9 protein-coding genes are annotated in these 14013 nt (G+C 35.5%); 4 read left to right on the top strand and 5 right to left on the bottom strand.

Going from position 1 to position 14013, the window contains the following annotated elements:
- Positions 1–5 precede the first annotated feature (5 nt).
- A complete protein-coding gene (locus tag HT689_RS02765) occupies positions 6–1289 on the bottom strand; it encodes a pitrilysin family protein (protein ID WP_173224843.1) in 1284 nt (427 codons plus the stop codon).
- Entirely contained in the window at positions 1286–2536 is a 1251-nt protein-coding gene (locus HT689_RS02760) for a pitrilysin family protein (RefSeq protein WP_173224841.1), read from the bottom strand. Before HT689_RS02760 ends, HT689_RS02765 begins: the two co-directional genes overlap by 4 nt.
- Positions 2537–2694: 158 nt before the next feature.
- On the opposite strand from HT689_RS02760, the gene yaaA reads away from it, so the two are divergent.
- Both yaaA and recF read left to right on the top strand, forming a co-directional pair.
- Positions 2695–3063: a S4 domain-containing protein YaaA gene (gene yaaA, locus HT689_RS02755; RefSeq protein ID WP_172923668.1), complete on the top strand. Its 369-nt coding sequence runs from the start codon at positions 2695–2697 to the stop codon at positions 3061–3063.
- Positions 3064–3065: 2 nt separating this feature from the next.
- Positions 3066–4157: a DNA replication/repair protein RecF gene (gene recF / locus HT689_RS02750; RefSeq protein ID WP_173224838.1), complete on the top strand. Its 1092-nt coding sequence runs from the start codon at positions 3066–3068 to the stop codon at positions 4155–4157.
- A gap of 56 nt (positions 4158–4213) precedes the next feature.
- Here recF and guaB read toward each other — a convergent pair whose 3' ends face one another.
- Positions 4214–5692, bottom strand: a complete 1479-nt coding sequence (gene guaB / locus HT689_RS02745; RefSeq protein ID WP_000073430.1) for an IMP dehydrogenase — start codon at positions 5690–5692, stop codon at positions 4214–4216.
- Between the two features lie 151 nt (positions 5693–5843).
- Entirely contained in the window at positions 5844–6869 is a 1026-nt protein-coding gene (trpS, locus tag HT689_RS02740; RefSeq protein WP_173224834.1) for a tryptophan--tRNA ligase, read from the bottom strand.
- A gap of 205 nt (positions 6870–7074) precedes the next feature.
- Between trpS and HT689_RS02735 the strand changes: the two genes are divergently transcribed.
- Entirely contained in the window at positions 7075–8697 is a 1623-nt protein-coding gene (locus HT689_RS02735) for an ATP-binding cassette domain-containing protein (RefSeq protein ID WP_173251461.1), read from the top strand.
- Between the two features lie 61 nt (positions 8698–8758).
- Positions 8759–11302, top strand: a complete 2544-nt coding sequence (locus HT689_RS02730) for a YfhO family protein (protein WP_173251463.1) — start codon at positions 8759–8761, stop codon at positions 11300–11302.
- Positions 11303–11326: 24 nt separating this feature from the next.
- Here HT689_RS02730 and HT689_RS02725 read toward each other — a convergent pair whose 3' ends face one another.
- Positions 11327–13969 (bottom strand): YhgE/Pip domain-containing protein, encoded by a 2643-nt coding sequence (locus tag HT689_RS02725; protein ID WP_173251466.1) that lies wholly within the window; start codon positions 13967–13969, stop codon positions 11327–11329.
- Positions 13970–14013 lie beyond the last annotated feature (44 nt).

Genomic DNA, 14013 nt, shown 5'->3' with positions numbered 1-14013 from the left:
GGTTACTACGATGGGAATATTGTAAAATCAACTATGTCACCATCATCTATTAAATGATGTCCAGCATCAAGGACATCCTCTAAAGTAATTTCCTGTAAAATCTTTGGTAAATCAAAAATTGTCTCACCATGTTCAAAAGCATCATATTGCGTTGCAATAAATTCAAGAGAGTTCATGCTACTGAAAAATTCTCCAAACATCTCTCTTTTGATAATATCTAAATGATCCTCTGTAATATCTAAATCCTTTGTAAAATTACGAATGGCCTTCCTAAATTGATGAGATAAAGCAACTGGCTCTTTCGTATCCATTGTCAACATAACAAAATGAAAACGACTTGTTACTTCAATTTCAAGAGATAAGGAAGCATCTATTTTACCTGATTCATATAACTTTTGAAAACGATCCGAAGTCCAACCAAACATCATTGCAAACAATAATTTTAATAAAATATGATGTCGATAGCAATCCGCTTCAGAAACTTCTCGCTTACCTCTAACTCCAATCGCTAGTTTGGGAGAAGATACTTCCATTCTCATACTGTCTGTTTGCTTTACAGCCTGTAAAACAATTTTTTCTCTTGCTACTTCCTGAACATCTAAATCTTTCCGTTCTTTTCTTTCAAAGTATCCCTGTACTAGCTCCACATCAAAATTACCAACTAAAAACAGAGACATGTTTACAGGTTTGTAAAACCTTGTAAAATTTTCTTGCAAATTAGTTAGATTGATTTGGGAAATGGACTCCTCACTTCCAACTATATCAGTTGCTAAAGGAGTACCAGGATACAAATTCGCTAAGGTTGAAAAGAATAAACACGAATCTGGATCATCTTGGTACATTTCTCGTTCCTGCTGAATAATATCCTGCTCTCTCAAAATGGAAGCTTCAGTAAAATGTGCTGATGTTACTAATTCATCAAGTAAGTCTAAATTTTCTAAAAAATGATCCGTTGCTGAAAAAAGATAGCTTGTTTTTGTAAAGCTTGTAAAGGCATTACTATCTGCACCTAGACTCGTAAAAGCAGACATCAAATCACTAGAATCTTCTCTTTCAAATAATTTATGTTCAAGAAAATGAGCAATTCCTGCAGGATATTTTTTTACATCTCCGTCAATTTCTGTGACAAGCGTATCTATCGAACCAAACTGGACAGTTACACTCCCGTAAACCTCTTTAAATTCCTTTTTAGGCAAAAGAGCAACTGTCAATCCATTTGACAAACGAGTTCGATAAATCATTTCTTTTACAGCTGGATAGTATTTTTCTTCAAAAACAACCTTTGTCATTCTATTCCTTCCATAAAGTAAATCGCTTGTAGTTTCACATTATTAGCTGCTCTACAAATAGCATCTTTGTCAACTTGCTCGAGTTTTGTAATCCAACTTTTAAAGTCTGCTGAAGATTTTCCAAGTAAGGCATTTTGATAAGCACGTTCAATCAATGAACCTTGATTATCTTGAGAAAGTAACAAAGACCGACGAATCATTTCCTTGGTCTGCTCTAACTCAAGCTCTGTAAAATAACCTTTTTTTAAATCAAGCAGTTGATTGTTCATCATTTTACGAGCCTGATTCCGATTTTCTCGATCAATACCAGCATACATCCTCAAAAATCCACTAAATAAATCAAGCTGACTTGAAATAGTATAAGCCAATCCAGCATTTTCACGAACATTTGTAAAGAGCTTAGAATGAGCAAATCCACCCAGTAAACCATTCATTACAATCATGGGTAAATGTTGCTCATCACCATATTCAGCAGAGCAATGATATCCCAACTCTAAAATAGACTGTTCCACATTTTTCCGAATCATACCTTCTTGTAGTATATTGGAATAAGGTTGACAATACTGAACCTTCACATCTCCTTTTCGACCTTTAAAGGCAAATGATTCTAATACATTTTGAATTTCAACCTCATTAAAATCACCCAGGAAAAAGAAATCTATTCGATCATTGGCCAAAAATTCTTGGAAACAAGAATAAGAACTTTGTGGAGTTTCAGCTAAAATACGATTTCGTAAATCACTGTATTCCAATTTGAGACGTTCATCATGAAAAAATAACTTGTCTAATTCTTTATGTGAAAAATAAAAAGAATCATCCATATCAGCTGCTAAACTTGCTAGCAATTGTTTTTTCTCAATTTCAAATAAGGCCGAATCAAACCTATTATCAAATACTACGGGTGAAAAAAGAGTTTCTTTTACAAGTTCCAAAACCTGAGAAGTTAGCACATTTTTCTTACTTAAAAACTCATCACGAACATAATTAAATGTCAATTCTACAACATGACTTTGCCCTCTTCTAAAACAATTGGTTGACATATCTGTACCATATAGACTGGCCAAGTGTCTCCTAAAATTTTGAAAAGTGGGGTACATCTGGTTGGCAGTTTCTAGCATACTCGCACTCAACATGCGACCTGCAATCGTATCAAGAGATAATGGAGCTGTAAAACGCACGGTAATTTTGTTCGTTTTAAACTTCTTTGATTGGATAAAATGTGTTGAAATTCCATGCACTAACTCCATGATTTACCTCCTTATATACAGACTTCTATTATATCACGAAAACCTGAAATTTTCTTGTTCTCTGTAACACTTTTGAAATAAAAATCGCTTACATTTCTCCCTGTTTCTCTCACTATTTTTAGGAAAATATGGTATAATACCAAAGATTGAGGTGAATTATGGAATACAAATTATTTGAAGAATTTATTACCCTCCAAGCACTACTCAAAGAACTTGGAATTACACATAGCGGAGGAGCTATCAAATCATTTCTCTCTGAACATTCTGTTTACTTTAATGGGGAATTAGAGAGTCGTCGCGGTAAAAAACTTCGTATTGGTGATAAAGTTGACATCCCTGACATGAATATTGACATCTTGTTGACACAACCTACTTCTGAGGAGAACGAGGAATATCAAGCTGATAAAGTTGAAAAAGAACGAATCGCTAAACTTGTTAAGGAGATGAATAAAGGAGTAAAAAAAGATAAATCAAAACCTACTTCATCACCCAAAAGCAAACAAGCTCCGCGATTCCCTGGTAGATAATCATGTGGCTACAACAACTATCTCTCAAAACTTTTCGTAACTACAAAGAGACGAAAATAGACTTTAATCCTAAATTAAATGTCTTTTTAGGACGTAATGCACAAGGTAAAACAAATATGTTAGAGGCTATCTATTTTTTAGCCTTAACACGTAGCCATCGAACTCGAACAGATAAAAATCTCATTCATTTTGATGAGGAACAACTTCATCTTTCAGGTCTTGTTCAGAAAAAAACGGGATCTATTCCTCTCGAAATCGAACTAACACAAAAAGGACGTGTGACAAAAGTTAATCACCTAAAACAGGCACGCCTTTCAGATTATGTCGGACATATGAATGTTGTCTTATTTGCTCCTGAAGATTTACAACTAATTAAAGGAGCACCTTCGATTCGACGAAAATTCATTGATATGGAACTTGGACAAATCAAGCCAATCTATTTATCTGACTTAACCAATTATAACCACATCCTAAAGCAAAGAAACACTTATCTAAAATCAGCTCAAAAAATAGATGGAACCTTCCTTTCAGTCTTAGATGATCAGCTAGTTGATTATGGATGTCGTGTAATGAATCACCGCTTAGATTTCATAAAAAAACTAGAATCATTTGGGCGTAAGAAACATTTTGAACTCTCTAATCAGATTGAAGAATTGTCAATATCCTATCAATCTTCTGTAAAGATAACTGACAAAGAAGATTTATCAGAATCTTTCAAAATTGCTTTAGAAAAAAGTAGGTCCAGAGATTTATTTAAAAAGAATACTGGTGTTGGGCCTCATCGAGATGATATTTCTTTTTATATAAATGGGATGGATGCTAGTTTTGGAAGTCAAGGTCAACATCGTAGTCTCGTCCTATCGATAAAATTAGCAGAGATCGAATTAATGGAAAGTATTACTACAGAATCTCCGATATTATTGCTTGACGATGTTATGAGCGAACTTGACAACACTAGACAACTAAAATTATTAGAAACGATTTCTCAGTCAATCCAAACCTTTATCACAACAACAAGCTTAGATCATCTTCAAAATCTGCCAAAAAATCTAAGCATCTTTACTATTCAGGATGGTAAAGTTGCTGTAAATTAAAATTGATAACATCGTAAAAGAACTCCTGTTTTCACGGGAGTTCTTTTCATTGTTTTTTACATAGAATAATTTGGCGCCTCATTAGTAATTTGTACATCATGAGGATGGCTTTCTTTCAAACCAGCACCAGACATTTCAATAAATTGAGCATTATCATGCAACTCTTTAAGGTTAGCTGCACCACAGTAACCCATACCAGAGCGAATACCACCAATCATTTGGAAAACAATATCAGCTGCCGCTCCTTTATAAGCAACACGACCTTCAATTCCTTCTGGAACAAGTTTATTTGCTTCATTGACAGAACCTTGGAAGTAACGATCGCTTGAACCTTTCTTCATAGCAGCAATTGATCCCATACCACGGTAAGTCTTAAACTTACGTCCTTGGAAGATTTCAGTTTCGCCTGGAGCTTCATCAGTTCCAGCAAACATTGATCCAAGCATAACTGCATTTCCACCTGCAGCAAGGGCTTTTACAATATCTCCAGAATACTTGATTCCACCGTCAGCAATGATCGTTTTACCATATTCACGCGCAACAGCTGCAGCATCATAGATAGCTGTTACTTGTGGAACACCAACACCAGCAATCACACGAGTAGTACAGATAGAACCTGGTCCAATACCAACCTTGACAACGTCTACACCTGCTTCATAAAGGGCACGCGCTCCCTCAGCAGTAGCAATATTTCCAGCAATCAAAGTACGATCTGGAAAGTGAGCACGAATCTCAGCAATTTTACGCAAGACACCTGCAGAATGACCATGCGCAGTATCAATAACAATCGCATCCGCTCCTGCCTCAAAAAGAGCCTCTGCACGTTCAAATGTATCTGAAGTAACACCTACTGCACCTGCAACTAGAAGACGACCAAACTCATCTTTAGCAGCATTTGGAAACTCAATAACTTTTTCAATATCTTTGATAGTAATCAAACCAGAAAGACGGCCTTCTTCATCTACCAACGGAAGTTTTTCAATACGGTGTTCTTGAAGAATACTCTCAGCTGTTGAAAGATCTGTACCCACAGGAGCAGTCACAAGATTTTCACTAGTCATATGATTTGAGATTGGTTGGTTATAGTCTGAAATAAAACGAAGATCTCGGTTTGTCAAAATACCAACCAATTTACGATTTTCAAGTGTTTCAACAACTGGAACACCACTGATGCGGTAACGACCCATAAGCTCATCTGCTTCAGCAATTGTATGTTCAGGCGTCAAGAAGAAGGGATCAATAATAACTCCATTTTCAGAACGTTTTACCTTACGAACCTCGTCTGCTTGTTGAGCAATTGACATGTTTTTATGGATAACTCCGAGACCGCCTGCACGAGCAATAGCAATGGCCATTTGACTCTCTGTAACTGTGTCCATGGCAGCGGTAATAATTGGGATATTTAAAGTCAAATTATCTGCCAATTTAGTTGTTAAATCTGCATCGTTAGGCAACACATGACTTTCAGCTGGAATAAGCAATACATCATCAAAGGTAAAACCTTTTTTCAAAAATTTAGTGTCCCAATTAGACATTCGAAGTTTCCTCTTTTCTTTCTTTTTGAGCTTGACTCTTTTTATATTGTATCTATCATACCATTCTATAAAAATTTGTCAAATGTTACAGGGGTAAATAAAAAACTATCTTTTCTTCGAGATAGAAATGATAGTTTCTTGTAAAATAAACTTAGTTAAAGTAATGAAGTCCCATTGCCCCTTTAACCTCAGATAGGGTTTGACCTGCAACTTCACGAGCTCTTTCACTACCTTTTTGAAGCATATTATAAACTTCTCCCATATCCTTAGCAAATTCAATACGGCGCTCACGAATAGGACCAAGTTCACGTTCTAATATTTCAAGTAGATAACGCTTGGTCTTCACATCACCAAGACCACCTCGTTGATAATGTTCTTTCATGTCAGCAATTTCTTGAGCATCTTCTGGGCGACCAAAAACATCTAGATAATGGAAAACCATATTTCCCTCAATCTTACCTGGATCTTCCACTCGAATATGATTTGGATCTGTATACATACTCATCACTTTTTTACGCAAAGTATCCGCATCATCAGCTAAATAAATACCGTTATTGAGTGATTTAGACATTTTAGCATTCCCATCCAAACCAGGCAAACGCCCTGCTCTCTCATTTTCTGGATAAATACCTTCTGGTTCTACCAAGACATCACAGTTATATGCATTGTTAAAAGAACGAACAATCTCACGAGTTTGCTCAATCATTGGTTTCTGATCTGTCCCAACAGGAACATAATTGGCCTTAAAGGCTGTGATGTCAGCTGCTTGAGCGATTGGATAGACTAAGAAGCCTGTCGGAATACTTTCTCCAAAGCCTTTCTGAGCAATTTCTGTCTTGACAGTTGGATTACGCTCCAGACGTGCTAATGAAACCAGATTCATATAATACATAGACAACTCAGCCAACTCTGGAATCTGGCTTTGAATAAAGATAGTTGACTTACTTGGATCCAATCCAACTGCAAGGTAATCCAAAGCCACGTTTCCGATAGACTCTACAATGGTTTGAGGATCTTTGGCATGATCTGTCAAGGCTTGTTGGTCAGCCAAGAACACAAACATATCATACTTATCCTCTTCCTGTAATAATACTCGATTTTTGAGACTTCCAACATAATGTCCAATATGCAATTTTCCTGTCGGACGGTCTCCTGTTAAAATAATGGGTTTAGTCATTTTGTTCTCCTTCGATATAGTCCCTTCAATTATAGCATTTTTTTAATGAAATAACCGTAATTTATCAAAATAAATCAGCCTTGCTATTTACGGATTTGTGTAACGTATGCTGTAAATTTAATTTACACAAAATTGACAGATAAAAATTTGAATATTTCTGTATTTTCTAGTAAAATAAATATATTACACATATAGGAGAAAAACATTGCTTACAGTATCTGATGTTTCACTACGTTTTAGTGATCGCAAACTTTTTGATGATGTCAATATCAAATTTACAGAAGGAAATACTTACGGATTAATCGGTGCTAATGGTGCCGGAAAATCAACCTTTTTAAAAATTTTAGCTGGAGATATCGAACCTACTACTGGTCACATCTCTCTTGGCCCAGATGAACGTCTCTCTGTTCTCCGTCAAAATCACTTTGACTATGAAGATGAACGTGCCATTGATGTTGTTATCATGGGAAATGAAAAACTTTATAGCATCATGAAAGAGAAAGATGCCATCTACATGAAGGAAGATTTCTCAGACGAGGACGGGGTTCGTGCTGCCGAACTCGAAGGAGAGTTTGCTGAGCTTGGAGGCTGGGAAGCAGAAAGCGAAGCCTCTCAACTCCTTCAAAACCTAAACATTCCAGAAGAATTACACTACCAAAACATGAGCGAATTGGCCAACGGTGAGAAAGTAAAGGTTCTCCTTGCCAAAGCACTTTTTGGTAAACCTGATGTTCTTCTTTTGGACGAGCCTACCAACGGTTTGGATATCCAATCGATTACTTGGTTAGAAGACTTCTTGATTGACTTTGATAACACAGTTATCGTAGTATCCCACGACCGTCACTTCTTAAACAAAGTATGTACTCACATGGCCGACCTTGACTTTGGAAAAATCAAACTCTATGTCGGAAACTACGACTTCTGGAAGGAATCTTCTGAGCTTGCTGCTAAATTGCTAGCAGACCGTAATGCCAAAGCAGAAGAAAAAATTAAGCAATTGCAAGAATTCGTAGCTCGTTTCTCTGCTAATGCTTCTAAATCAAGACAAGCAACATCACGTAAGAAAATGCTTGATAAGATTGAGCTAGAAGAGATTGTGCCATCTAGTCGCAAATATCCATTTATCAACTTTAAAGCGGAGCGTGAAATTGGTAATGATCTCTTGACAGTAGAAAATCTAACTGTAAAGATTGATGGTGAAACTATTTTAGATAATATCAGCTTTATCTTGCGTCCAGGTGATAAGACAGCTCTTATTGGTCAAAATGACATCCAAACGACTGCATTAATTCGTGCAATCATGGGGGACATTGACTATGAAGGAACTGTCAAGTGGGGAGTAACTACTAGCCGTTCTTACTTGCCAAAAGATAACTCGGCAGATTTTGCAGGAGGAGAGTCAATCCTTGACTGGTTGCGTCAATTCGCAAGTAAAGAAGAAGATGACAATACTTTCCTACGTGGCTTCCTCGGCCGTATGCTCTTCTCTGGAGATGAAGTTAACAAACCTGTCAACGTCTTGTCAGGGGGAGAAAAAGTTCGTGTCATGCTATCAAAACTCATGCTCTTAAAATCAAATGTCCTTGTACTTGATGATCCAACCAATCACTTGGACTTGGAATCTATCTCAAGCTTGAATGATGGATTGAAAAACTTTAAAGAATCAATCATCTTTGCCAGTCATGACCACGAGTTTATTCAAACTTTGGCTAACCATATCATTGTCTTATCTAAAAATGGTGTCATTGACCGTATCGATGAAACCTATGATGAATTCCTAGAAAATGTAGAAGTACAAGCAAAAGTTAAAGAACTTTGGAAAGACTAAATAAAACTTCAAAACTCAGTTGGGTTAACCAGCTGGGTTTTCTAACATTTTATGAGGTAACATGAAATTATTTTTTAAAACATATTGGACCTATTTTGTTTCTTTCATCATTCCCGTAATCATTATGATAGGAGTATATCTATCTCAAGGTATCTACTGGAATAGCGATACATCTCCACTATTAGGAGATGGGTTTCATCAATACGTTATTTTTGATGTAGCTTTACGAAATATCCTACATGGAAATGGTAGTCTGTTTTACACCTTTACAAGTGGCCTTGGATTAAATTTCTATGCCCTATCTAGTTATTACTTGGGTAGTTTCCTTTCACCTCTAGTTTACTTTTTTGATCTAACGAATATGCCAGATGCTGTCTATCTGACAACTCTCTTAAAATTTGGATTGATTGGACTGTCAACTTACTTTAGTTTAAATAATTTATTTCAATTGATTCCTAAGCCTTTAAAACTAGCTTTATCTACTTCATATGCTCTGATGAGTTTCTCTGTCAGTCAATTAGAGATAAAAACCTGGCTGGATGTTTTTATCTTGATTCCTTTAATTATAACTGGTTTACAGCTACTCATCACTGAAAAGAAATTCCTATTGTACTTTACAAGTCTGTCAATCTTATTTATCCAAAACTATTATTTTGGCTATATGACAGCATTGTTTCTTATTTTCTGGTATCTCTGTCAAATTTCTTGGGACTTTAAAACCCGAAAATCATCTTTTCTTGATTTCATAATCACCTCCGTTTTAGCTGGTATGGCTAGTTTGATTCTGACTCTTCCTACTCTGTTTGATTTACAGACACATGGGGAAAAATTGACTGAAGTTACAAAGTTTCAAACTGAAAGTAGCTGGTATCTTGATCTTTTTGCTAAGCAATTCATTGATTCCTTTGATACAACCAAGTATGGGGCTATTCCAATGATTTTTGTAGGACTACTTCCCTTTATTTTGACTATTTTATTTTTTACACTGAAAACTATTAAGTTTCACGTGAAACTTATCTATGCAATCTTCTTTACATTTCTAATTGCAAGCTTTTATATTGAAGCTCTTGATTTATTTTGGCAAGGCATGCATACTCCAAACATGTTTTTACATCGCTATGCTTGGATTTTCTCTACCTTGTTAATTTACACAGCAGCGGAAGTCTTAAATCGTCTAAAAGAAATTAAAATCTGGAATTTTTTAGTTTCGCTTTTTCTTATAGTAACAGGATTTTTAGCTACCATCTATCTAAAATCACATTATTCTTTTTTAACAGATTTGAATATTCTGCTTACTCTTGAATTTTTGGTTGTCTATTCGCTTTTACTCCTTGCAGTTATCAAAAAGTTTATCTCTGTGAATCTGTTTACCATTCTAATCTCGTTATTTATAATAGTTGAAATAAGTTTAAATGCTTCATCTCAAATGGACGGAATTGCTAAAGAATGGGGCTTTGCTTCTCGAAGTGCATATAATCGAGATATCCCAGCTATGGAATCTTTCTCAACATATATTGGAAATCAATTTACTCGTACTGAGAAACTAGAGACTCAGACAGGAAATGACAGTATGAAATTCAACTATAATGGAATCTCTCAATTTTCATCTGTTCGAAATCGTTCAGCAAGCTCTACTTTGGATAAACTTGGGTTTAAATCCTCTGGGACTAATCTTAATCTCCGCTATGCAAATAATAGTATTTTGGCTGATAGTTTATTTGGAATCCAGTACAATATCTCAGAAACCCCTATTGATAAGTATGGTTTCCAAGATATCTATCAAAAAGATAATCTTACCCTATATGAAAATCAATACTCTCTTCCGATTGCATTTGCTAGTCAATCTGTTTACAATGATGTCAAGTTCAATGAACATACCTTAGATAATCAGGCCTCATTTTTAAATCAACTTGCTAACGTCAATTTTGATTATTTTTCTCCAATACCTTATGAAAAAACCGAAAATACTGATGATTTGATTAGTGTTACAAGTTCTTCAAATGAGGATGCAGAAATTCAGTATCAAATTGAAGTACCAGAAAACAGCCAAGTTTATCTTTCTTTCACAAATCTTCACTTTTCTAATGATAAACAAAAGAAGGTTGACATCCTTGTAAATGGTGAAAAAAAGACTTTTACAACTGATAATGTCTTCTCCTTCTTTAATCTAGGCTATACAAAAGAGAAAAAGACTTTCAATATCAATATTAGTTTTCCTGGAAATTCACAAGTATCATTTGAATCTCCTACCTTCTATCGTTTAGATACCCAAACTTTAACTGAGGCAATTCAAAAAATTAAAGAACAACCTGTAACAGTATCAACTTCTAAAAACAAGGTTTTTGCTACATATGATGTCAAACAAGATACATCTATTTTCTTCACCATTCCTTATGACAAAGGTTGGTCTGCCTACCAATATGGTAAGAAAATAGAAATTAAACAAGCTCAAACTGGTTTTATGAAAGTTGATATTCCTAAGGGGAACGGAACTATTACACTTTCCTTCATTCCCAATGGTTTTATTACTGGAGCAATCTGTTCCTTTACTTCTCTCTTACTATTTGGAATCTATAATCACAGACGAAAGTTATCTAAGGCTTAAAAAATCGACCAGTTGATCGATTTTTTAATCTTCTTCCATTTTCTTAGGTTGATAGGCTAGCATGCCTAAACCAGTAAATAGGGCTAATATCACTGCAAGGAAAATGACTTGATGATGAATATTTCCTGTCATAGAGATTGTTTGTCGTAATCCCGAAACTGAATAACTCATTGGTAACCAGGGATTAATAGCTCTAAAGAAATCATTTGTCAAAGTAAGTGGGTAAGTACCTGCACTTGATGCTAACTGTAATAAAAGCAAAATAAGAGAAAAGAAAGCTCCTATACGACTATTCCATGTTGTTAAAGAGGTCACCATAGACATGAATACTAAACTTGTTAGGATAATGAGAATAAATGTTCTCATCTCATGATTAGCAGTTAAACCAATAAGATGAACTCCTCCATATACCAAAATTCCTGCTAAAACAGCTATAATACCATTTATTTCAGCTCGAGATTTCAACCAAGCCCAACGGCTCTCCGGATGACGTCCTGAAGGCAACTTCGCAAAGATCATATTCGTTGATATTGCTGCAACAAAGAGAGCAACTGATATCATATAAGGAGCCATTGCAATTCCATTTACAGGAACTTGGTCATTGTCAGTTTTGGAGAGACTGAGAGGATTTGACAAAATCTCTGCATTTTTAGATTCTGTTGATGCTGACTTGAGTTGATCACTAGCATTACCTAATCCTTGTCCCAAAGAAGCAACTCCTGTCTGTAAACCTTCCAATCCAGAAGTTAACTTTGTTCCACCTTCTGCTAGTTTCCCAGCTCCATCTGCCAATTTATTAGCTCCACTTTCTAATTGAGAAGCACCTGAAAGTAACTGACTAGATTTGTCAGCTAGTCGGCTAGAGCCTGACTGCAATTTATCAACTCCTGCTATCAATTCTTGACTCTTTTGATTCAATTGGTTAGAGCCAGTTGATAATTTTTCAATACCAGACACTAATTCTGGAGTTTTTTCAACTAATTGACCAACTCCTGCTGTCAAGTTAGAAGATTTTTGTGTCAAGGTGTTTGAGCCTGAAACTAGTTGATCCAAACTACCTGTCAAGGTGGCATTTTTTTCACTTAGTTGACTTGCGCCCTGAGAAACTTTATCAACACCTGTAGTATATGTATTTATACCTGATGCAATCGACTGACTAGCAGGAACTAATTTACTAGTAACAGCTCCTTGTATCTCTGTTAATCCACTTGACAACCCTGTCAAAGAAGTAGCAGCAAGCGGTAATACTTGATTAGCTTGATTTTTTAATGTCGAAAGATTAGAAGATTGATTTTGTAAGTTTTCTAAACCTCCCTGTAAACCTTGTACTAAAGCTATAATTAACTGAGCCGATTGAACACTATCAGTCGAATGTTGAGATACAGAAGCGCTTATCTCAGCTTGTTGCTCACTTGTCAATGATTGATAAGCTGCTGTCAATTGAATATTGGCTAATGTAGTCGCTTTATCAGACTGGGCACTTGCTAACATTTGATTAGAAAGAGATACTATACTTGATAAAACAGAATCTAATTGTTTTGTATCTTCAACATCAATATTTTGAATAACTTGATTTAACTGATTCAGACCAGAAGATAATTGATTAATTTGATCTTTTTTCCCAGACGAAGCATCTAACTTGCTAGAAAGTTGTTGAATCCCTTCACTTAATTGCTCCACCCCCATTCGAAGTGTAGCTGATTGATTAGATAACTGATGAGCACCTGTTGCAAGATTTCCCACTCCGTTTGTATAAGCACTAACACCAGATGAAAATTGAGTAAGACCAGCATTAAGCTGAGAAACACCGCCAGTATAGGATTCTACACCAGTATATAACTGATTGATTCCTCTTAATAATTCAGGACTTTTAGAAGATAATTGACCTAATCCGCTATCTAATTGACTCACTGCACCAGTATATGTAACTAAACCACTATTAAAATTCCCTAAGGCAAGATGAAGTTGTTCGACACCAGAAACATAAGAGGATAATCCTCTAGTAAACTGTTCCGTTCCATTTGAAAATGTTAAACTTGAATCTGCTAAAGAGTGTAGGTTAGTAGTTAATGTTTGACTTCCTGTCACTAACTGATTCGCTCCATCAGTTAATTTTTCACTACCAGAATCTGCTTGACTCATGCCATCCTTTAAATCGACCATTTTGTTAAATAAAGCTTTAGTATAGGTCTTGGTTACATTGGTAGAAACATTCTGCTTTAATTGTGTCATAGCAGAATCACTCATCTTGCTGGCAATAAAGCTATGACCACTTGAAGTCTGATAATCAATTTGCATTTGCTCTGGATGATCCGTTAAAATAGAAGCTGCTTTTTCAGATAAATCACTTGGTAAAGTCACTACCATATAGTAATCGCCATCTTCCAATCCCTTCTTTCCTTCATCTTCATCCACGAAATGAAAATCCAAGGTTTTATTTTCTTTTAAATTGGACACCATGTCTTTTCCTATTGCCATAGTATTATCATTATAGGAAGCCTCTTTATCATTATTGACAACTGCCACAGGTAAGTCAGACACTTGACCATATGGATCCCACATTGATGACAAAAATATGATATTGTACAGAGCTGGAATAAGAGAAATCCCTATCATGACAATAATAAAGGTTGGTTTTTTAAAAATTGCTTTCCATTCTTTAAACATAGTTTCTCCTTTTTTAAACATATTGTCTAAAATTTTGATATAAT

It is taken from the genome of Streptococcus sp. 2342, assembly GCF_013276795.1.
Lineage (GTDB): Bacteria > Bacillota > Bacilli > Lactobacillales > Streptococcaceae > Streptococcus.
Note: the sequence above shows the minus strand (reverse complement) of the source record. Positions and strands in the feature narration are given on the sequence as shown.